At 46.6% G+C, this 20,355-nt stretch carries 19 protein-coding genes; 11 read left to right on the top strand and 8 right to left on the bottom strand.

The window, feature by feature from the left end; translation table 11 throughout:
• Window positions 1–7: 7 nt before the first annotated feature.
• From HH301_RS09240 to HH301_RS09230, 3 genes are read right to left on the bottom strand one after another with little or no spacing between them, the layout of a single operon-like run.
• Window positions 8–1,126 (bottom strand): M48 family metallopeptidase, encoded by a 1,119-nt coding sequence (locus tag HH301_RS09240; RefSeq protein WP_169568616.1) that lies wholly within the window; start codon window positions 1,124–1,126, stop codon window positions 8–10.
• Complete coding sequence (locus tag HH301_RS09235; protein ID WP_169568615.1) at window positions 1,126–2,316, bottom strand: DUF898 family protein; 1,191 nt, start codon at window positions 2,314–2,316, stop codon at window positions 1,126–1,128. Before HH301_RS09235 ends, HH301_RS09240 begins: the two co-directional genes overlap by 1 nt.
• A 31-nt stretch (window positions 2,317–2,347) precedes the next feature.
• Window positions 2,348–3,163 (bottom strand): cell envelope integrity EipB family protein, encoded by an 816-nt coding sequence (locus HH301_RS09230; protein ID WP_169568614.1) that lies wholly within the window; start codon window positions 3,161–3,163, stop codon window positions 2,348–2,350.
• Window positions 3,164–3,493: 330 nt separating this feature from the next.
• Here HH301_RS09230 and HH301_RS09225 point away from each other — a divergent pair, with 330 nt between their 5' ends.
• Entirely contained in the window at window positions 3,494–4,219 is a 726-nt protein-coding gene (locus HH301_RS09225; RefSeq protein WP_169568612.1) for a GGDEF domain-containing protein, read from the top strand.
• Here the strand turns inward: HH301_RS09225 and HH301_RS09220 are convergent.
• Entirely contained in the window at window positions 4,207–5,505 is a 1,299-nt protein-coding gene (locus tag HH301_RS09220) for an adenylate/guanylate cyclase domain-containing protein (protein WP_169568611.1), read from the bottom strand. The genes HH301_RS09225 and HH301_RS09220 overlap by 13 nt on opposite strands.
• Before the next feature lie 244 nt (window positions 5,506–5,749).
• On the opposite strand from HH301_RS09220, the gene HH301_RS09215 reads away from it, so the two are divergent.
• From HH301_RS09215 to HH301_RS09195, 5 genes are all read left to right on the top strand, one after another.
• Window positions 5,750–7,222, top strand: a complete 1,473-nt coding sequence (locus HH301_RS09215; protein ID WP_169568610.1) for an aldehyde dehydrogenase family protein — start codon at window positions 5,750–5,752, stop codon at window positions 7,220–7,222.
• Between the two features lie 27 nt (window positions 7,223–7,249).
• Window positions 7,250–7,717, top strand: a complete 468-nt coding sequence (locus HH301_RS09210) for a RidA family protein (RefSeq protein ID WP_169568608.1) — start codon at window positions 7,250–7,252, stop codon at window positions 7,715–7,717.
• The gene (locus HH301_RS09205; RefSeq protein ID WP_169568607.1) at window positions 7,695–8,474 is read left to right on the top strand and encodes a glycerophosphodiester phosphodiesterase family protein; all 780 of its coding nucleotides are present in this window, start codon (window positions 7,695–7,697) and stop codon (window positions 8,472–8,474) included. The genes HH301_RS09210 and HH301_RS09205 overlap by 23 nt, the downstream gene beginning before the upstream one ends.
• Window positions 8,475–8,483: 9 nt before the next feature.
• Window positions 8,484–9,635: a GNAT family N-acetyltransferase gene (locus HH301_RS09200; RefSeq protein WP_169568606.1), complete on the top strand. Its 1,152-nt coding sequence runs from the start codon at window positions 8,484–8,486 to the stop codon at window positions 9,633–9,635.
• A 128-nt stretch (window positions 9,636–9,763) separates the two neighbouring features.
• Complete coding sequence (locus HH301_RS09195) at window positions 9,764–10,867, top strand: ferritin-like domain-containing protein (RefSeq protein ID WP_169568604.1); 1,104 nt, start codon at window positions 9,764–9,766, stop codon at window positions 10,865–10,867.
• A gap of 55 nt (window positions 10,868–10,922) precedes the next feature.
• Here the strand turns inward: HH301_RS09195 and clpA are convergent, their stop codons facing one another.
• The 3 genes from clpA to HH301_RS09180 all read right to left on the bottom strand — a co-directional run bounded on the left by clpA (window position 10,923) and on the right by HH301_RS09180 (window position 14,470).
• Window positions 10,923–13,292 (bottom strand): ATP-dependent Clp protease ATP-binding subunit ClpA, encoded by a 2,370-nt coding sequence (gene clpA / locus HH301_RS09190; RefSeq protein WP_169568603.1) that lies wholly within the window; start codon window positions 13,290–13,292, stop codon window positions 10,923–10,925.
• A complete protein-coding gene (clpS, locus tag HH301_RS09185; RefSeq protein WP_169568602.1) occupies window positions 13,292–13,624 on the bottom strand; it encodes an ATP-dependent Clp protease adapter ClpS in 333 nt (110 codons plus the stop codon). The genes clpA and clpS overlap by 1 nt, the downstream gene beginning before the upstream one ends.
• A gap of 255 nt (window positions 13,625–13,879) precedes the next feature.
• Entirely contained in the window at window positions 13,880–14,470 is a 591-nt protein-coding gene (locus HH301_RS09180; RefSeq protein WP_169568601.1) for a phasin family protein, read from the bottom strand.
• A 451-nt stretch (window positions 14,471–14,921) separates the two neighbouring features.
• Between HH301_RS09180 and HH301_RS09175 the strand changes: the two genes are divergently transcribed.
• The 5 genes from HH301_RS09175 (at window position 14,922) to HH301_RS09155 (ending at window position 19,417) form a co-directional block, all read left to right on the top strand.
• The gene (locus tag HH301_RS09175) at window positions 14,922–16,268 is read left to right on the top strand and encodes a serine hydrolase (RefSeq protein WP_206378245.1); all 1,347 of its coding nucleotides are present in this window, start codon (window positions 14,922–14,924) and stop codon (window positions 16,266–16,268) included.
• A gap of 220 nt (window positions 16,269–16,488) precedes the next feature.
• Window positions 16,489–16,788, top strand: coding sequence for an ArsR/SmtB family transcription factor (locus HH301_RS09170; RefSeq protein ID WP_169568600.1), 300 nt, complete (start codon window positions 16,489–16,491; stop codon window positions 16,786–16,788).
• Between the two features lie 2 nt (window positions 16,789–16,790).
• On the top strand, window positions 16,791–18,551 hold the full coding sequence (locus HH301_RS09165) for a SulP family inorganic anion transporter (RefSeq protein WP_169568599.1): 1,761 nt from the start codon (window positions 16,791–16,793) through the stop codon (window positions 18,549–18,551).
• Window positions 18,552–18,995, top strand: a complete 444-nt coding sequence (locus HH301_RS09160; RefSeq protein ID WP_169568598.1) for a YeeE/YedE family protein — start codon at window positions 18,552–18,554, stop codon at window positions 18,993–18,995.
• Window positions 18,996–18,997: 2 nt separating this feature from the next.
• Window positions 18,998–19,417, top strand: a complete 420-nt coding sequence (locus tag HH301_RS09155) for a YeeE/YedE family protein (RefSeq protein ID WP_169568597.1) — start codon at window positions 18,998–19,000, stop codon at window positions 19,415–19,417.
• On the opposite strand, the gene HH301_RS09150 is transcribed toward HH301_RS09155, so the two are convergent.
• Window positions 19,406–20,314, bottom strand: coding sequence for a pseudouridine-5'-phosphate glycosidase (locus HH301_RS09150; RefSeq protein WP_169568596.1), 909 nt, complete (start codon window positions 20,312–20,314; stop codon window positions 19,406–19,408). The genes HH301_RS09155 and HH301_RS09150 overlap by 12 nt on opposite strands.
• Window positions 20,315–20,355 lie beyond the last annotated feature (41 nt).

Below are 20,355 nucleotides of genomic sequence, written 5' to 3'. Positions count from 1 at the left end.
CCTATGGTCAGATGCTTGACCGGCACATCGTTTTTATCTCAGCCCATTCTGCCTCAGTCATGGAAGGCCGGAACGCCATTTCTGGCTGCCCTTGCAGGATCTTAACCCGATCATCAACGTTAGGATGCGTGTTCACAATATCAAACATAGGGTTCGTCGGTTGCTTCTTCGACAGTTCCTTTAACACAGGGATCATGGGCTTAATGTCATAAGAAAGTTTGCTCATAACCTGCAAGGCTTTGCGATCTGCCTCTTCTTCTACATCCCGGCTATAGGCAGCACCCAAAGCCATTTGCCCAAATGCCGCCGCAATCGTTCCGCCCGTCACGTCACCCAACAAAAACGAAGTGATCGTCGCCATGCCCACATTTGACAGCATCAAGCGGGTCGGATGCCGGCCCATAACATGAGCATATTCATGCGCCAGGATCCCAACAAGGGCATTGGGATTATCAATCATGTCGAGCAGTCCAGAAAAGACAACCATCCGCCCGCCAGGTAATGCTAATGCATTAGCGACCTTACTTCTAACGACAATAATGGACACTGTCTCTGGTGAGCGCTCTTCTATTTCTGAAGCAGTCAGGACAATCTCCCCAACTACGCGCTGCAACAGCTTTTCACCGCCGGCTTCACTGCAAACCGCACTGTTTTCACCCTTGCCTTTGCTAAATCGGTCGATGATCTGTTTTTCCACTCCTTGACCAATCCCAGACAATGTGGATTGCGGGATTAATCTGGAGAGGGGATCAGCGACCCACGGGATCCCATACCACACGAACCCGGCGATCAAGACTATGACAGCGATCGTTGCCGCAAAGGGTTTCACCCAGTCACTGGATGCAATCTTACGGCGAGCCCGTAATTTGGGACACCGATTGCGCAACGTCTCAACTAATACAGGATCCGATAACCGGAGACGGGCATTGTTTTGAGCGGACAAAGATAGATAAAGAGACGTTGGATCTTCAGGGATATTCTCATCCCGGATCAAGGTAAGCGCCCAAGTCGCGAGCAAAATATTTGCTGCATCCCGAATTTCCAGATCCTCATTAACGAGAGCAACCCGAACCGGAATGCCACGGGCTGACGAACCGTCATAATATTCGGCAGTCGTCGCAACCATTAAAAAGCCCCAACATCCAGCGCGTCCGCAAATCCCTCTCCATATTTTGGTGAGTCCTGCGAAGAGGCTGCGACCTCATTAAAGACTTCCAGGTTATCTGTATAGATATGCTCACACGCGACCTTCACCAGTGGGATATAGAGAAACAGATACAGAATAATATCGACAAAAAGCATAGCACCGAAAAAGAGAAACAGACTGTACATGAAAGCTGCTTCATTTCCGCTTGCGATCCCTAGCCCAAACAGAATTGAGATTCCTGAATAAATCAGAACGAAAAATAGGAATGCGACAAAGCCAACCCGAACCACTCTTTTTACCGGCAAATCAGACTTGAACTGCGCACCCGCAAATTTCGTGTTTGAAGTCACATAGTTGAAATCTCGAACTCGCGCGAACAGCGCTAAAATACCAGTCAGAAGCAATAGACCAAAATTGAGACAGAAAAACACTATGGCCGCCGTTTCGTTTGCGGCAACAACTGTCCTGTCCCCCATCAAAGCACCGTCCAGACCGGTTAGAAAAGCAAAGCTGTAGGGAATGACCAGGTAGGCTGTAAAAGACAAAATAACGGGCCAATAGATGCTGAAAAAGTCGACAGCACTTCCTGTAAATTCAAAATGCTGATCCCCAAAACCCATGTTGTTAACCCGGTAAGCCGACAATTCATACCGCATTTTAGGATATAACCATCCCAGGCTAATTAAAGCCAAAACACCCCATAGCATGAATTTAAAGGTGTATTTCAAAGCAGAACCGGACTGATAGAAACGAATTGTCCGATAGGAAGTTCTACTCAGTCGAAACCGCCATAATCGATAGCGGGCAAATTGCCAAAAACACAACAGAAGCAAAAAGTTAATAAATTGGCTAAAGGCATTAAAGATCATTGCCATTTGGGGGTTTACACTGCCTGCGGCAACTATCACCTGAAGCAGAACGCCAAAAAGGCCAAAGACGATAATCAGCAGGACCATTGCGATCAAGAAGCCAATGAACAATTCCTTTGCTGTTCCATGATAGACAAGGCGATCGTCTCCAATCCGCATTGCCTGCCACAAAAGGCGTCGTAGATGTGTTTTACCCCAGAAGCGATAAAACCCGAGAGTTGGTATGGCCAAAAGCTTATTGATCAGGAGCCGCTTAAAAACTGGACCATTCGCAATATCGAAAGAAATAAATGTCTGCATGAAAGCCCCCTCAGTCGAACGAATTACCAAATTAGTTACATGAGTCCATTGGCAAGAACTCCAACTGAACTAATTCGCCTTTCATCGCAAATTCCTGATAATCCATGAGCAAATCTGTTCCAACCCCATTTTCATACATTCGGTAACTGACTTTATAGTCAGGTTCACTTTTTTGCTCACTCAAATCAAAAAAGGACATTTGAACATACCAAGATGTTTGATCACCCATGCCGTTGTCTTCAATAATCTTGGAGACAACAGATTGCGGCTTGCCAATAATTGTCAAGCTATCCTGCAGGCCATCTGTGCCATTACCATCATAGACCTTGGCAGATAACAGCTTCTTACCCTCTATGGCTGCTTTCAGCATTTCAGCGGAATGAGCTGTCGGGAACAGCACATCCTTGGGAAGATCCATTTCCACAATTTCCCCTTTGGAAAAGGTAACTTTGCCGCCATCGCCTGTCATGATCGCCTTGCCCTTAAACTCTTCCACCGTCTGACCATTGATCGAGTTGGAGACAGAGAACTGCATGGATTTACCATCTTTGGCTTCAAATGTGGACAAACTGTAGTCCGAAACCACGACACCACCACCAGCATTGCCAATTTCAACAACGGTTCGTTGGTTGACGATACTCCCTTCACAGGTTGACTCGAATTGCAGGACTATCCTACCCCTTGCGTTCTCAACACCACTGCCGTCATAACTTTCAGCCAGTTTGAGATCATACACGGCACGATGAGACTCAAATGAGGCCGCAAGAGCTGTTTGCCCAACAAATAAGCCACAACTTGCAACCAACAAATTCAATCCAAACTTATGTACTCGGTTTTTAAAAGTCATTGAAACCTGTCATTATTTTCACACCAACTCAGCCAGACATCTAAAGGCTTGGCCACTATAAACAAGAAAAGCTTGATTTGCAGAGAATTCTCTAAGGATGGCTTAAATAAGGCAAATACAGCCCGTAACTCGGAAAATTCTTCCCACTTCTCGCATTAACCTAGCCTACAGGCAAGCTCTAAAAATGACATTAAGTCGTTGATTTTTAATCATAAATTAAACTTTCAGAGGAAGTGGCACATAGCTTGCTAGATAGTTAGCAGTAATTCGAGTAATGCGTATAACGTCGGATCAGCAAAGCTGCCCCGATGTCACTATAAGGAGTATGTCATGTCTGGTGATTTTTATACTGGGGCTTCCACTTACGAGCCAAGAACTGGTTCTTTTGACGCTGAAATCTCTCCTCATCTACAGGAGTTAGCCTCAAAGATAAAAAATTCCGGAGTTGGCTCTGATGAGCTTGATACAACTTTTGGCTGGAGTGCCCTTGATCGGGTTATCGCCTTTGCTGCCAGTGCCGAACAGCATATTGCTGAACAGCAGATGCGGATCCGCGAGCTGGAAAACATGTCCACCACGGACGAGCTAACCGGTCTAGCCAATCGTCGTGGTCTAAAAAATTACATGCAAAAAGTCCTCTCCTCAGCAAAACGGTACAACGAAACCGGCGTGATCGGGTTTCTCGATCTCAACGATTTCAAGAAAATCAACGACACCTACGGCCATGATGCTGGCGATATAGTACTAAAAAAACTATCAAAACTTCTCGAAGCCAATTTAAGAGATACCGATTTTGTCGCCCGTCTCGGCGGAGATGAATTTGTTTTCATCCTTGAAAAAGCAGATACCACATGTGGCTTGAAACGAGCTGCTGAAATCCGTGACATTATCAATGCGACAGATGTGAAGCTAAAGCGGGCAACAATCAGACTGTCATCCAGCATGGGCTTGGCGATTTACGACAAAAACAGTACCTATGATGATTTGATCAACTCAGCTGACAAAGCCATGTATGAAGACAAGAAGTTCAATACTCTTGTCCATCAGGCGAACTGAGCATCATTTGCAAAATCAGCCAAATAGCCGCTACTTGTCTTCAGACGATATAATTCCCGGGGAGTTCTAACTCCCCGCAAGGAATGTAAACCTGCGGATTCAAAATGATCCTGGCAATGAAGCGCTCGGCTGACAAAATCACCTGACAGCACCACGTGGGTATTCAAGCTGTCACACAATGCCTCCATCCGACTAACCTCATTTACGGCAGACCCGACAACCGTAAAATCCAACCGACTAGCTGACCCCACATTGCCATACATTACTTCCCCAATATGGAGCGCAACATCAAGCTCCATGATTGGTAAGCCAGCTTTTTCTCTTTTGTCATTGAGACGGCGAATTCCATGCATCATATTTTGAATAGACACCAAAGCTGTTCGGCATATATCGGCTTCATTGCCCTCCTTCAGCTCAAAGGTGGCAAGCATGCCATCCCCCATAAACTTAAGGACTTCGCCGCCCATATCTATTATGGGGTCTGCCATTCTCTCTAAATACTGGTCAAGGGTTGCGACGATGTCATCATGTGCAACCATATCAACCATCTTCGTAAACTCCCGAAGATCTGCAAAGACGAGGACTGCATCCATAGACCGTGCTGCACCCCTTTTAATCTGGCCGGAGAGAACTTCTTGTGCTGTCTCCTGCCCCACATAGGTTTGCAGCATTGTGCTAGCCACCTCAAATGACGCAATACCCTTAGCAGCCAGTGCAAATAAGGGAATTGCCCGTCTTAGAATGGAGAAATCGCGTTCTGTAAAACCACCTGGATGCGCAGATGCCCAGGAAGTAATCAGTCCAAATCCTGCCTCAAGACTATTATCTGCATCGCCCCAGCCAAAATCAAAAAACTGGCCAAACCAATCTGTAAATCCCTCTTTTCGAAACTCTACAAGAATGGGAAAATCAAGGTTTTCAGCGCTTTCCAGCTGACGATGCATAAATTTGATATCCTTCCCCAACATGTAAAAGAAGGGACTGGCAAACCAACCTTCACCAGGCTGATCTGTATGCAAAAATCGTGTATTGCTGACAATTCCCTGACCGTCACGCCAAGTATACATAAACGCACTCACCTGTGGGTGTAAGGTGGTCATCGCAATATTGCCGCGCACCAAATGCACACCTAAAGCGGAAAGTCTCTCGCAAAGCTCTAACAGCAGTTGCTCGACTGATACCTGACTCATCCCAGCCGAAATCAACCAGGAAAAAAGCTCTTCTTCCTCATTTTTCGGCGGAAAATGTGAACATTCCTCAGGTGAAGTAAGATCAGAACGGCTCATTGATCATCTTTCAATATGAGGCGAGAAAAGAAGCCTCTTTGGACAGGGTCGAGGTTCATATAATGGATTATGGCACAAATATAACCCTGCCTGTGAAAAATATCAGAAAAAGTGATCCAATACACAGGATTAAGTTGTTTGAAGTTAAACAATCTAGCTTGGAAAAAAGTCTGTCTTCTGGAATAATGTCGGTCCAGCCTAGACTGGCCAAATATAAAGAGCGTGTAAGTTTGAGGAGAGGACCGTGCAGGACTTAAAGAAATACTGGAAAAATTATATCGATGGCCAGTGGGTTGATAGTGCTCGTGGCGAGCGGATTGTCGTGGAAAACCCTGCCACTGCACAACCGCTTTGCGAAGTAGCCCGTGCAACGGAAGAAGATATTGATCAGGCTGTAGCTGCAGCTCGTAAATGCTTTAATTCCAGAGTTCTCTACAACATGCGGCCAACCAATCGCGGCCAGCTGATGTTTGAGATTGCTCGCCATATGACTGAAATGGCAGAGGAAATTGGTTATGCGGAATGCTTGGATAATGGCAAGACACTTACCGGTGGAAAAAATGAAGCACTCGCAGCGGCCCGTTATTTCACATATTATGGCGGACTAGCCGATAAGCTGGAAGGCCGAATGATCCCGTTGGGTGCGGATTATGTGGATTACACAATTCCCTCTCCATTTGGAGTTTCAGCACAAATTGTTCCTTGGAACTTCCCTCTACAAATCGCCGCCCGGTCTGTTGCCTGTGCACTTGCTACTGCAAACACAGTCGTTTTGAAATCTCCTGAACTTTCTCCCCTCTCGACCTATTTCATTGCCGAAGCTTGTGATCGTGCTGGTGTCCCAGCTGGCGCCGTTAATGTTGTCTGCGGTTATGGACATGATTGCGGCGCTTATCTGGTCGCTCATCAGGATATTGACCATATCGTTTTCACTGGTTCGTTAAAAACGGGTCAATCTATCCTCAAAGCAGCTGCTGAGCGGGTCATCCCAAGTGTAATGGAACTTGGCGGAAAATCTGCAGGCGTCATGTTTGAAGATGCGGATATTGATCAGGCTATCAACTCCACAGCTTCAGGTATCTTTTCAAATGCAGGACAAGTTTGTTCAGCCCAGTCCCGGCTTCTTGTACCTCGTAAGCTGCAAGCAGAAGTTTTAGAGAAAATGGCTGCCAAGGCCAAATCACTCTCCGTCGGTCCTGGAATTGATGGACATGACATCACGCCAGTTATTTCTGCAAACCAGGCCGCCAAAATTGAAGGCATGTGTATGAGCGCTGAGCAGGCTGGCGCAGAAGCGCTTACTGGTGGGCGGAAACATCCCGACCTGGAAGGGCACTTCATTGAACCTACGGTTTTTGGAAATGTCACCGCAGATATGACGATTGCCCAGGAAGAAGTTTTTGGCCCGGTTCTCTCTGTTCTCGCTTATGATGATGTTGAAGAAGCAATTGAGCTTGCCAACGGGACTGACTACGGTTTATGCGCCGGTATCTACACCAAAAATCTAGGACTTGCACATTGGGCTGCAGATCGTCTGATTGCAGGACAGGTCTTTATCAATGAATGGTTCGCTGGCGGAATTGAAACACCGTTTGGTGGAATGAAAAGATCAGGCTATGGTCGCGAGAAAGGACAAGAGGCACTCCTCAATTATGTCCAGACAAAAAATGTCGGCATTCGGATCACCGCTGGTGGCGGCGGACGTCCGGGCGGCTGATAGCTAATAAACGTTAAGGAGACAGGAATGACAGGACAGGTAGACGCACGGCTCAACGAAAAAGGAATTGAAGTTCCAAGCGTAGCCGCTCCCGCAGCCAACTACGTACCCTACACAATCTCGGGAAACTTGGTTTATGTATCCGGCCAGGTTCCGTTTGTGGACGGCAAAATCACCTATCAAGGTAAAGTTGGACAGGACTTCACCACTGAAGAAGCTGCAGAGTGTGCCCGCGTTTGTGCACTGAATATTGTCGCAGTTGTCAAAGAAGCTTGTGGCGGTGACCTGGACAAGGTTGTTCGCTGTGTAAAACTGGGGGGATTTGTAAACTGCGTTGACGGATTTGCAGAACAACCAAAAGTCATTAATGGCGCCTCAGACCTAATGGTCGACGTATTCGGTGACAAAGGTAAACATGCCCGTTTCGCCGTTGGAACAAATGCCCTCCCCCTGAACGTTGCTGTCGAAGTTGATGCCATCTTCGAAATTTCCTAATCAGTTATATCCGGATTGGCTGACCACCGTCCCGATTGCCCATCGGGGATTGCATTCAGCCAATCACGGCATACCTGAAAACTCACTGCCTTCATTTGCGAGAGCCATCGACAATGGCTTTGCCATCGAATTTGATTTGCGATTTTCAAGGGACAATGAAGTTTTCGTTTTCCACGATGCTGATCTTAAACGGATGACAGGTCGCGACGGCTCAATCGCGCAAACAACTGCCGCGGAACTGACTGAACTCAAGCTCATCGACAGTCAGGATCATATTCCCACTTTCAAAGAAACGCTTGATCTTGTCTTAGGCCAAGTGCCACTGGTGATCGAACTTAAGCCCGTTTCCATCAAACGAAGCCTTGCTGTAGAACTCGTACTAGATGCCCTTAAACCCTATAAGGGTGACTATAGCATTCAAAGTTTTGACCCTTTTTTGTTGCTGGAGCTTAAAAAGCAGGCCCCCGAAACGACCAGAGGTCAGTTGGGAATGGAAAACCCACCGTTTCGGATGTCTGCTTATCGGCGTTTCATGCTGCGACATATGCCCTTAAACTCTCTAACAAAGCCTCATTACGTTGGCTATGATGTCAACAGTATTGAAATTTCCGCAGCTCAACGGACAACAAAAGGTAAGCGGCCACTGCTTGCCTGGACAGTAAAATCAGATACAGATCTTGAAAAAGCGCGCCAGTATGCCGACAATATAATCTTTGAGAATTTGACCCCAGAAACAGTGAAACATAAACGGCAATAATCTCTTCATATGACTGAAGACTTTACCATCAGAACTGTCGATAAAATTAGGGAAATTCCCTCCAGCCTCTGGAACGGGTTAAGACCTGATGATCATCCTTTTGTCAGCCATGAATTCCTCTCAGCCTTAGAAGAAAGTGGTTCTGCCACATCCGAAACTGGTTGGCTCCCCATGCATTTGGTGTTGGAGCAAAATGGGAACATTCTTGGGGTTGCTCCCATGTACCTAAAAGGTCACTCCCAAGGGGAGTATGTTTTCGATCACAGCTGGGCTGATGCCTATGAACGGGCTGGTGGTCGCTACTATCCTAAACTACAGCTTGCAGTCCCCTTTTCCCCGGTAACAGGTCCTCGTTTTTTATGTGGCCATGGCCCTGCGGAAGAACTTCTTCACCGGAAAACCTTACTTGCTCAAGGCGCAAAACAAGTTGCCGTTAAATATGGACTGTCTTCTGTTCATGCCACCTTCCTTCAAAAGGAAGACACGAAAGCCTTTACCGATCAAGACTATCTCCTCCGTGTCGGGGAGCAGTTTCACTGGTTTAACGATGGATATGACACTTTTGATGCCTTTCTGAACGCTTTATCGTCTCGTAAACGCAAAGCGATCCGAAAAGAGCGGAAACCAGAGAATTTTGCAGATCTTACGTTTGAGACCTTAACCGACAAAGAAATCACCTCAACTCACTGGGATGCGTTTTTCGAATTCTACATGGACACGGGCAGCCGCAAATGGGGTATACCTTATCTGAATAGAGAGTTTTTCGATATTTTGGGGGCCACGTTAGGACCACAGATCGTCTTGATGATGGTGAAACGGGAGGGGCGCTATATTGCCGGGGCGCTTAATCTTGTTAGCCAAGACTGCCTTTATGGACGTTATTGGGGCTGTATTGAGGATCATCGTTTCCTGCATTTTGAAACCTGCTACTACAGAGCTATCGAATATGCCATTGAGCAAAAACTCGATCGCGTTGAAGCTGGTGCTCAAGGTCCACACAAACTTGCCCGTGGATATTTACCGACTAAAACCTATTCTGCACATTGGATGCAAGACCCAGGATTCCATGACGCGATTAGTGATTTTCTTCAGCGGGAAACCCGGCATATGGATGCTGAACTTGCTTATTTGGGAAAGCTTTCTCCCTTCAAGAAAAGCTAACGTCTAGTTTCCTAACTGGACTTTCGCAGTTTTATTGCACATTTCCCTACTTTAGGTTACCATTCAGTCAAGCTTTACGTTTACGTAAAGGTAAATAATAGAGACAACCTGGGGAGGAAACTCAAAAAATGGCCAACCATATTACACAAGACCCGATCTACAAGGCTGTCGCCCCGACAGATTTTCCGGCGATGCTTGACGCGGACAGATACAACACGCGAACCGATGCCTTTGATCAAATCATTTCCGCAACCCATGACCATTTCTGGGATCCACTTGATGATGCCTACATTGATTTTTCAACCCCGTTTGATCTGGAAAACGAACTCATTATGCCACGAGAAACCATTCCAGAACTGCAAAGCGCCGTTGTCGATAAGCTTGATGAAAAACAACAAATTAAACTAGGCAATGAGAGCGTTCGCTGGGGCATTTCTGGCATTTTACATGGTGAGCAAGGCGCACTATCGCTCAGTGCCAGCCTCTGTCATATCCTGCTGGACCCAGGCGCTCAGGAATATGCAACCAATCAAACCCGAGAAGAAGCCAGGCATGTAACAGCGTATAGCCGTTATATTCAGGTGCGCTGGGGAAGCCCCTACCCTGTTGGTGAGCAGCTTGGGGATCTGCTTAAAGAATTAGTTGCGGCAGAAGAAGTTTATAAGAAGCTGGTTGGCATGCAGATGCTGGTGGAAGGACTAGCCATGGGAGCCTTCGCAAGCTTCCATTCCAAAACCAACGACCCCCTTCTGAAGCGGCTCACTCAGCTCGTGATGACAGACGAAGCCTTTCATCATAAGTTTGGGAAAATCTGGGCTGATAAGACGATCCCACATCTGTCTGAGAAAGAGCACAACATTGTGGAGGACTGGGCCGCCCAGTGCTTTGAAAAGCTACTCTTCAACTTGATGAATATCCGTCAGAAACGCGTTATTTACGAACAATTTGGTCTTGATTGGGAGTGGGTTCGCGATGCCTGTCGGGAAGTCTTTACAGACGCAGATCGTCGGGATGCGCTAAAAGAAAGCACTAACATTTTCCGTGTGCTTGTTAAAACCCTACTCAAAGCCGGCATTATAACCGACCGAACACGGCCACTTTACTCCCACTGGATGGACATGGATGAAATTGATGGCGAGGGTGAGGACATGGTTGGCTACGCTATCGCTGATGAGGGTATTGAATATCTTAAATCGATCAATCAGAACCGACGTGTGATTGGCCAAAAATAATTATAAAAAAGGGCGCCATTTCGGCGCCCTAATTTTTTTAACACCAGTGACCAAATCAGGCTTTTTGATTATCCGTCTTGGTATCTTTTTTCTTCCCGGCTTTTTGACGTTCAACTTTTTCACGGCGATTAACGTCTTCCGTGCTTTCGATCGTGAAAGAAAGCTCACCTTTCTTAAGGCCGATATTTACATGACCACCTTTGGCAAGCTTGCCAAATAGTAATTCTTCAGACAGCGGTTTCTTGATCTTCTCCTGAATGACACGTCCAAGTGGACGAGCACCATTCAACTGATCATATCCTTTTTCAGCCAACCAGGTCGCGGCCGCATCCGTCAAGGACAGGGTCACATTCCGATCCTGCAGTTGAGTTTCAAGCTGTAGAATGAATTTTTCAACAACTCGAGTAACCACTTCAGGCGGTAGCGGTCCAAATGGAACAATGGCATCCAAGCGATTTCGGAATTCTGGCGTAAACAGCTTTTTGATGGCTTCCTCATCCTCGCCTTCACGAAGCTCATTGCCAAACCCAATTGCCTGCTTACTCATCTCCTGAGCACCAGCATTTGTGGTCATAATCAAAACTACGTTTCTAAAATCAACCTGCTTACCGTTATGATCCGTCAGCTTTCCGTGGTCCATGACCTGAAGCAGTATATTGAACAGATCGGGATGGGCTTTCTCAATCTCATCCAACAGCAATACCGCATGCGGTTGCTGGTCAATGGCATCCGTTAGCAAACCGCCCTGATCATAACCAACATAACCGGGAGGGGCACCAATCAGACGGCTTACCGTATGACGCTCCATATACTCAGACATATCAAAACGAACCAGCTCCACACCCATTATGGATGCAAGTTGACGCGCCACCTCGGTTTTACCGACGCCCGTTGGGCCTGAGAACAAATAGTTTCCGATCGGCTTTTCTGGTTCCCGAAGTCCCGCTCTTGCCAGCTTTATGGAACTTGCCAAGGCGTCAATCGCCTGATCCTGACCAAATACAACACGCTTTAGTTCAACATCCAGCTTCCGAAGGCTTTCTGTGTCTTCTTTGCTCACAGATTTTGGTGGAATCCTGGCAATCTTGGCGACGATGTCTTCAACATCTTTAACGCCAATAGTCTTCTTGCGTTTACTTTCCGGCCGGAGCATTTGAGCCGCACCAACCTCATCAATCACATCGATCGCTTTGTCTGGGAGTTTCCGATCATTGATGTAACGAGCCGACAATTCTACAGCTGACTTCAAGGCTTCCGCTGTGTACCGGATTTTGTGATGTTCCTCGAAATAAGGTTTTAGCCCTTTGAGGATCTTGATAGCGTCCGGGACACTTGGCTCATAGACATCAATTTTCTGGAACCGACGCAGTAGCGCACGATCTTTTTCAAAATGGCTACGATATTCTTTGTAAGTCGTAGACCCTATGCAGCGAATAGATCCGCTAGCCAAAGCAGGTTTCAATAAATTGGAGGCATCCATCGCACCACCGCTCGTGGCACCTGCCCCAATAATTGTATGAATTTCATCGATGAAGAGGATCGCATTATCCATACCTTCAAGCTCAGTCATTACAGCTTTCAGGCGCTCTTCAAAATCACCACGGTAGCGCGTGCCCGCGAGAAGAGTTCCCATATCAAGAGAATAAATCACGCCAGCCAGAAGAACTTCTGGAACATCACCGTCCACAATTCGCTTGGCAAGCCCTTCTGCAATTGCTGTCTTGCCAACGCCAGGATCGCCAACAAGCAGAGGATTATTTTTGGACCGGCGACACAGGATCTGAATAGTCCGTTCGACTTCTGCTTGGCGGCCAATCAAAGGATCAATTTTCCCGCGGCTGGCTTTTTCGTTAAGATTAACGCAGTAAGCGTCCAAAGCTTCTGAAGCTTCTGCTGGTCCTTTCTCTTCTTCTTCCGCACTTTTATGGGTTTCAGATTTAAACTGACCATCAACACCGCGGACAACGCGCGGGATATCTTTGCCTGGGGCTTTTGCCACACCATGACTGATATACTGAACCGCATCCAGGCGTGTCATTTCCTGTTTCTGCAAGAAATAGGCAGCGTGGCTTTCTCTCTCAGAAAAGATCGCAACCAAGACATTGGCGCCTGTCACTTCTTCACGGCCAGAGCTTTCAGTGTGGATTAATGCACGTTGAACAACCCGTTGGAAGGATAGAGTTGGACGGGCTTCAACGAAACGATCCATGACCAGGTCGTCTAACTCTTCTGAGATAAAATCATCCAAATCCTTGCGCAGCAGATCCAGATCTACATTGCAGGCTCGCATCACCGCAGCTGCATCCTGATCTTCTGTTAAGGAGTAAAGGAGGTGCTCGAGCATCGCGAATTCATGACGACGAGATGTCGCCAGTGCCATTGCGCGGTGTAAGCTTTCTTCTAAGGCATTTGAAAATCCGGGCACTATTCTTTCTCCATTGTACATTGCAAAGGATGCTGGTTACTTCGAGCGTACTCGATCACCTGCGCGACTTTTGTTTCAGCTACCTCGTAGGTGAAAACACCGCACACACCGACCCCTTTATGATGCACATGAAGCATCACTTGGGCCGCTGTTTGCTCATCCATCCCAAAGAAACTTTGCAGGATGTGAACCACAAACTCCATAGGCGTATAGTCATCATTTAGTAGAATTACGCGCCAAAGAGATGGCTTCTTCGGCTTGGTCCGAGTTGCAACTCCAACACCAGTGTTGGTGTCTGTGTCCCCGATCTTCTTATCGTTACCTGTAATCATCGTTGTCTGAAACCGTTCAATTCAAACATAAAAACTATACTTAACTACTCACTTGCGGACTTAATGCGCCCCCTATTACATAGTTAGAGATCATAGCAGGAAATTCAAAAAAAATGATAAACAGACGTGATTTTTTTACAAAAATTTTTAATTAATTTGTCATTTGCCTTGAAACCCAGCCCAAAACACAAAAAAGCCCGGCTGAACAGCCGGGCTAATTTGAACGCTACTTTTGGTCTACTATTCTTAAATGTCTTACGCGCGGCTCAGGAATTTATCCATGCTGGCAGCATATTGTGCGCCAAATGGTTCCATCACTGTTTTGGAAGCATCCACGAACATTGCGTTCAGTTTGGAAACTTCACTGACAAATGTCTCAACTGAGTCACGAGCGAATTCTGTTTGAAGTTCGAGAGCTTTCTGAACATCTTCTGCTTCGATTACAGAACGGGCTGTTGCGAAATATGCATCCATCCGACCTGTACCGAATTCGATAAGTTCAAAGCTGATTTTCTCGCCTTTTTCAACAACTGCTGTTCCAGCTTTCAAGAAAGGCTCTGCGCTTTCCTTGTCATACATTGGAACGTCTGCAAGTGTTTTAGTTGCTTTTTCAACCTGGGCTTTGCTGTCTTTAACTGCTTTTTCAAAAGAAGTTTTGAAAGCTTCGTGACCAGATTTGTAAGCATTTTCTGCCATTTCTGCACTAGTCAGAAATGCGTCCTGGAGACTTTTCTTACCTGCAGACATTGCAGTTTCAAAGTCCTTTGTGACAAATGGGTTTTCGATTTTTTCAGCTTTGGAACCGTTAGTCGCCTTGGCTGAAGTCTTTGCTTTAGTAGTGCTCATTGGGGTACCTTTCGAGAATAGCAATCCAAAATGCTGCATCGCAACATCAGCACTCAATATATGCATCTATTCTAACTTGTCAACAGTTTTTGTGCACTGCACAATATAAAATTTATCCAACCTAAATAATTGATTTTAATGAACAAATTTACCTGATACGAAAATTAGTGGAAATTTATATGCACTTTTATTTAGCAGTTGCAGCTTTAAAAAAGCCAAAAAATAAACTGATTGGCCTTACTCTTTCTTAACCAACTTACTCTAGGATTGCGGCATGCTCCAAAAAGGGGGCTTTAAACAGTTAAAGTTAAAAATGTCACTTATCAGACAGATTTTAATAAGTTTTTTTTATTTTTGATGGACATGATTCGCACGTTTTCATAGAGTAATTGTCACAGCATCTTTGTGCGTTGCGTCAGTCATCAAATTAAAGTTTACATGTGGATTGAAAGTGCAATTGATTGAGTCTCTTGTTAAGGCCCTGAATGTGAAGGCCATCAACACGGAAGCATCACCTCGAACTGCCCCATTTGTGCGGCAGGCGCTTACACTATCCCTTCTCCTTTTAACAATACTGTTTGGTACCATCAATTTTGCTTCTCAGGCCGAAGCAAGATATGCATCAATTGTGATGGACAGCCGTACGGGACAAGTCCTCTTTGCAAGGAATGCCGACAAAAAGCTTTATCCTGCTTCACTGACCAAAATCATGACACTTTACATGACTTTTGAGGCACTCAAGACTGGCAAACTGAAGCTTGACCAACGCCTCCCTGTTTCTGCGCGAGCTGCCGGCCAAACACCAACCAAACTTGGCTTGAAACGCGGAAGTACAATCAGTGTGCGGGACGCCATGTTCGGCCTGATCACTAAGTCGGCCAACGATGCCGCTACAGTCCTTGCAGAAGCTATGGCTCCGACTGAGGCGGCATTTGCACGTGATATGACTGAGAAAGCGCGCAAGCTCGGAATGAGCCGGACAAGTTTTCGGAACGCAAGCGGCCTTCCAAACCGGCGCCAAAAGAGTACAGCTCGCGACATGGCAATTTTAGGGGCAGCAATTATCCACGACTTCCCCGGCTATTATGATTATCTGTCCCTTCAGAAATTCGACTACAAGGGTCACACATACAAAAATCACAATAACCTGCTTGGGAAATATTCAGGTGCAGATGGGATCAAGACGGGCTACATCCGCGCATCCGGTTTCAATCTGGTTGCTTCTGCCAAACGGGGCGGCAACCGCTTGATCGGTGTTGTCTTTGGCGGCAGAACAGCAAAGAGCCGGGACAGACATATGACCAAACTGTTGGATCGTGGTTTTGAGAAGATGGACACAATACGTCCCTTTACAATTCCGCTGCCTAGCCAACGGCCACCTCAGATTGCGCTCGGAAGTCCTCATACCAATACAGGCTCAAGCAAACCGGTTGCAGTCGCATCCGCTGCAGTGACGAAGGAACCTGTTGTCGCTAAAGTATCCGCGCCAACACCACCCCCTTCACCACAAATCGATAGTGACGGAAACTGGGGAATTCAAATTGGTGCATTCTCTCGGCCTGGCAGAGCGCGAGATCTGTTGGATATGGCTTCCAATCGGATCAGTAACTTGCTAACCGACACGCGCTACCATATTCAAAAAGTCGTCCATAAAGGTACCCCAGTGTACCGAGCCCAAATGTTAGGCTTCGACGAAAACAGCGCCCGAAAAGCTTGCCAAAGCCTTATGCGCCAAAGCATGTCCTGCTTTATCGTGACTCCGGACAATGGCAACCTGATGCGGGTTGCACAAAACTAAGCTTCCGGCTTTTCACATTTATAGTAAAGCAGGCCATGCCTCGTATTTCCCATGCTTTTGATGGGATCTATTTATCCCCTTAACAAACGAACAAATCTCAAATCGCCCGGCTGACTAAGCCCAATTATTTAGCCTGCCCTCACCGGATTAACCCCACTCACGCTGACAAATCATAAATCTTTTCTTGACTATATATCTGTATATATGTAGATAAGCATATATGAATATGGAAGACATGAAAAAATCAGCAACACGAGCCAGCACCCTCATGAAAGCACTTTCCAGTGAAACACGGCTTATGTTGCTATGCCAGCTCAATGATCAGGAAAAGCCGGTAAACGAACTAGCTGCTGCCTTGGAGGCTCGCCCCTCTTCGATTTCGCAGCAGCTTGCCTTACTGAGAAAAGACGGATTAGTGAAAACGCGTCGAGAAGGACAAACAATTTTTTACTCCCTCGACGGTGACGAAGCAAAGCACATCATATCCACTCTGTATGCACTTTATTGTCAGGAAGATTGATCATGACTTTTCAGACTGAAAAATTCGTTCCTGCAATCAGTTGGCTGAAAACCTACAATCAGAAAACTTTTGGAGGGGATCTGACAGCGGGAATTATCACCGCTATCCTTCTAATCCCACAGGCTATGGCCTACTCAGCCCTGGCAGGTCTTCCCCCTGAAATTGGGCTCTACGCCAGCATCACGCCGCCAATTATGTATGCATTGTTTGGCAGTAGTCGCACATTGGCAGTCGGCCCCGTGGCGGTCGCCTCATTGATGGTTGCTTATGCACTTTCATCTGTTGCCGCACAAGGGACAGAGGAATATTTGGCCGCCGCTATAACCTTGTCAGCCATGGTTGGTGTTTGCTTTTTAATAATTGGCGTCTTACGGCTCGGGCTTTTAACTGAATTTCTGAGCCATCCGGTTATGGCGGGTTTTACAAGCGCGGCTGCCTTGCTGATCGCATTCAGTCAACTAACACCCTTTGGCGGCTTCAATTCAAAACTCACATATAACGATTTCCTACCACAGAATTTACTAAGTAACGTCTGGGACCCTTTGAATGGAACAACTCTCATCATTGGTATTTTCAGCCTAATTCTTCTGTATCTGGCTCGGAAATATTTTGCATCTATCTTGCAAAATATTGATCCACTGAAAAATCTGGCGGCAGGACTTTCAAAGACGGGACCACTTCTGGTTCTTATACTCAGCACGCTGATTGTGTATGGCCTCAACCTCGCCGAGACTGAGAACGTAAAAGTCATCGGATCCATCCCTGAAGGTTTACCTGACCTGCAGATGATTAGCTTTGACCTGGGACTTTTCCAGCAGTTGGCTCCTTCTGCAGTTTTGATCACAATCATCAGCTATGTTGAGAGCGTTGCAATCGCCAAGGTCTTGGCAAACAAACGCCGCCAAAAGCTGGACGTTAATCAGGAAGCCTGGGGGCTCGGATTTGCCAATCTTGGAAGTGGTTTCACTGGAGGAAGTCCAGTTTGTGGCGGCTTTAGCCGATCAGTTGTTAATCACACCGCTGGCGCCAATACACAGATGGCAGCGATTATTACCGCTTGTCTTATTGGTCTCACGTTGGCCTTTTTTACACCGCTTTTCTACTACATCCCAAAAACTGTATTGGCCGCAATTATCCTCGTCGCCATCCTTGAACTTGTCGACATCAAAGGGTTCCTAAAAAACCTTCGTTACGATCGTGCGGACGGGATTGCAGAGGGCAGTACATTTATCTCGGTTCTGTTTTTTGGCATTGAGACCGGACTTATTGTTGGTATCTCACTCTCGCTAATTTTACATTTCTGGCGTTCCAGCCGGCCCCACATTGCCATCGTAGGCCAGGTAGGCGATACAGAACATTTTCGGAATATCAACCGGCATAAAGTCAAAACTTATCCCCATTTGCTTGCTCTCAGGATCGACGAAAGCCTGTTTTTTGCCAATGCCAGTTACCTTGAGAATTTCATTCTCAACAAAGTTGCAAGCAAGACCCAGATTACAGATGTCCTTCTTATTTGCAGTGCCATCAATTCCATTGATGGAAGTGCGCTCCATACTCTTGAGCTCCTTCAGGAGGAACTCAAAGAAAACGGAATTGAACTGCATTTTGCCGAGGTAAAAGGCCCTGTCATGGATCGCCTCTCCACCTCGCAACTTTTAAAGTCAGAGAATTCCCCGTTTGTTTTTCTGAGTACATTCGAAGCCTTCAAAGTTTTATCCCAAAAAGGGAATCCCCTGTTAAATGATCCGGAATGGAGTATCTAAATGGAAAATTTCACCCCTTATCTCTCTCTGGCTGGAGGACTGATAATTGGTATCTCAGCCACTATCCTGCTAACTGGTGGTCGGATCGCCGGTATTAGCGGTATTCTTGGTGGTCTTGTCCCACCAGTTGTCTCGGACTTGGGATGGCGCGTTCTCTTCGTGCTTGGCCTTATCGGTGGAGCTGTCCTCTTTCCGATTTCCGGTGGAGACATCTCCTACATCAACATCAATCCATATAACTGGTCCGACAATGAGCATTACATTGCGATGATTATCGGCGGCTTGCTTGTTGGTCTTGGTACGAACATTGGCGCGGGTTGCACAAGCGGCCATGGCATTTGCGGACTAGGCCGTCTATCTGCAAGATCTCTCGTCGCCACGATAACTTTCATGGTTGTCGCGGTCATCACTGTTTTCATTATTCGCACATTTTTAGGAGCCTAATCATGAACAAAGTAATTGCTCTTGTTTCCGGCATTTTATTCGGCTACGGATTGGCTCTCTCAGGCATGCTGAGCCCCAGCAAAGTCGTTGGTTTCTTGGATTTGACAGGAAACTGGGACCCTAGTCTCGCTTTTGTAATGGGCGGTGGCCTGATGGTGACAGTGATCGCATTTCACTTTTTGCTAAAACGGCCACACCCTCTCTTTGGTGACAAATTCTACCTGCCAACACGTAAAGACATTGATAAACGCCTTGTCATCGGTTCTGCACTCTTTGGTCTCGGTTGGGCAATCGGTGGCTTATGCCCAGGACCTGCGCTCAGTTCCCTTGCTTATGCAAGTCCAAAGATAGCTGTGTTCTGCGTTGCAATGGTTGTCGGTATCTTTATTGGCAAGAAAGTGTTTCCTGCCTCAGCGAGCTAAACAACTTGCCAGTTCAGCGGCAACTTTTCCATTATTCAGGGCTAGAGCGAGGTTCACCTCGCTCGTCCGCCCTTTCGAAAGCCGGTCCAGAGCGCCCAGAATATAAGGTGTCAACGCCGCACCCTTTATGCCTTTACCAACCGCTTCACGCTGAGCGGCCATAACCAGCTCATCCACTTCATCATTAGTCATCGCAGCAGCTTCTGGAACAGGGTTACAAATCAGCATACCTGACCCACTCCCTAATTGCAGATGTGTATCAACAATATCAGCGAGTTTCCCGATATTATCGGTCCATGCAGGTAATTTCAGTCCGCTTGAACGACAATGAAAAGCGGGAAAGGTGTCTGTCTGATAGCCGATAACAGGCACACTAAAACTTTCTAAAACCTCTAAAGTCGCAGGCAAATCCAATATAGATTTAGCTCCCGCCGCAACTACAGCAACGCCCGTTCGAGAAAGTTCTAGTAAATCAGCAGAGACATCGAAGCCGTTCGCCCCCTCCTCCGCTTTATGAACTCCTCCAATACCACCAGTTGCAAACACACGAATGCCGGCACGAGCCGCAATAAAAGACGTAGAAGCAACCGTTGTTGCCCCTGTTACCCCATCAACCAACGCCATTGAAAGGTCACGGACAGAACATTTTCGAACATCACCGGACTTGGCAAGATGCAATAGCTCTTCAAGCTCCAACCCAACGGTAATTTTACCCCGGATTATAGCAATAGTAGCGGGTATAGCCCCATTTTCCCGGATTATCGTCTCCATCTCTTCCGCAAGTTCTACATTTTTTGGATAAGGAAAACCGTGACTGATAATCGTAGATTCCAAAGCAACAATGGGGACACCATTCTTGAGAGCTTCAGCGACTTCAGCGGAATAAGAGAGTTTCATAATTGTCTCAACATTCTGGAGGACTTAAAAAAGAAGTTTCA

Origin of the sequence: Sneathiella limimaris (assembly GCF_012932565.1) — a bacterium.
GTDB classification, from domain to species: domain Bacteria; phylum Pseudomonadota; class Alphaproteobacteria; order Sneathiellales; family Sneathiellaceae; genus Sneathiella; species Sneathiella limimaris.
This window is presented reverse-complemented; position numbering and strand designations above follow the sequence as displayed.

What these genes read in the sequence shown, in the direction of transcription:
- HH301_RS09240 (WP_169568616.1), bottom strand. Translation starts at nt 1,126, where the DNA reads ATGGTTGCGACGACTGCCGAATATTATGACGGTTCGTCAGCCCGTGGC.
- HH301_RS09235 (WP_169568615.1), bottom strand. Translation starts at nt 2,316, where the DNA reads ATGCAGACATTTATTTCTTTCGATATTGCGAATGGTCCAGTTTTTAAG.
- HH301_RS09230 (WP_169568614.1), bottom strand. Translation starts at nt 3,163, where the DNA reads ATGACTTTTAAAAACCGAGTACATAAGTTTGGATTGAATTTGTTGGTT.
- HH301_RS09225 (WP_169568612.1), top strand. Translation starts at nt 3,494, where the DNA reads ATGTCTGGTGATTTTTATACTGGGGCTTCCACTTACGAGCCAAGAACT.
- HH301_RS09220 (WP_169568611.1), bottom strand. Translation starts at nt 5,505, where the DNA reads ATGAGCCGTTCTGATCTTACTTCACCTGAGGAATGTTCACATTTTCCG.
- HH301_RS09210 (WP_169568608.1), top strand. Translation starts at nt 7,250, where the DNA reads ATGACAGGACAGGTAGACGCACGGCTCAACGAAAAAGGAATTGAAGTT.
- HH301_RS09205 (WP_169568607.1), top strand. Translation starts at nt 7,695, where the DNA reads ATGCCATCTTCGAAATTTCCTAATCAGTTATATCCGGATTGGCTGACC.
- HH301_RS09200 (WP_169568606.1), top strand. Translation starts at nt 8,484, where the DNA reads ATGACTGAAGACTTTACCATCAGAACTGTCGATAAAATTAGGGAAATT.
- HH301_RS09195 (WP_169568604.1), top strand. Translation starts at nt 9,764, where the DNA reads ATGGCCAACCATATTACACAAGACCCGATCTACAAGGCTGTCGCCCCG.
- clpS (WP_169568602.1), bottom strand. Translation starts at nt 13,624, where the DNA reads ATGATTACAGGTAACGATAAGAAGATCGGGGACACAGACACCAACACT.
- HH301_RS09180 (WP_169568601.1), bottom strand. Translation starts at nt 14,470, where the DNA reads ATGAGCACTACTAAAGCAAAGACTTCAGCCAAGGCGACTAACGGTTCC.
- HH301_RS09170 (WP_169568600.1), top strand. Translation starts at nt 16,489, where the DNA reads ATGAATATGGAAGACATGAAAAAATCAGCAACACGAGCCAGCACCCTC.
- HH301_RS09165 (WP_169568599.1), top strand. Translation starts at nt 16,791, where the DNA reads ATGACTTTTCAGACTGAAAAATTCGTTCCTGCAATCAGTTGGCTGAAA.
- HH301_RS09160 (WP_169568598.1), top strand. Translation starts at nt 18,552, where the DNA reads ATGGAAAATTTCACCCCTTATCTCTCTCTGGCTGGAGGACTGATAATT.
- HH301_RS09155 (WP_169568597.1), top strand. Translation starts at nt 18,998, where the DNA reads ATGAACAAAGTAATTGCTCTTGTTTCCGGCATTTTATTCGGCTACGGA.
- HH301_RS09150 (WP_169568596.1), bottom strand. Translation starts at nt 20,314, where the DNA reads ATGAAACTCTCTTATTCCGCTGAAGTCGCTGAAGCTCTCAAGAATGGT.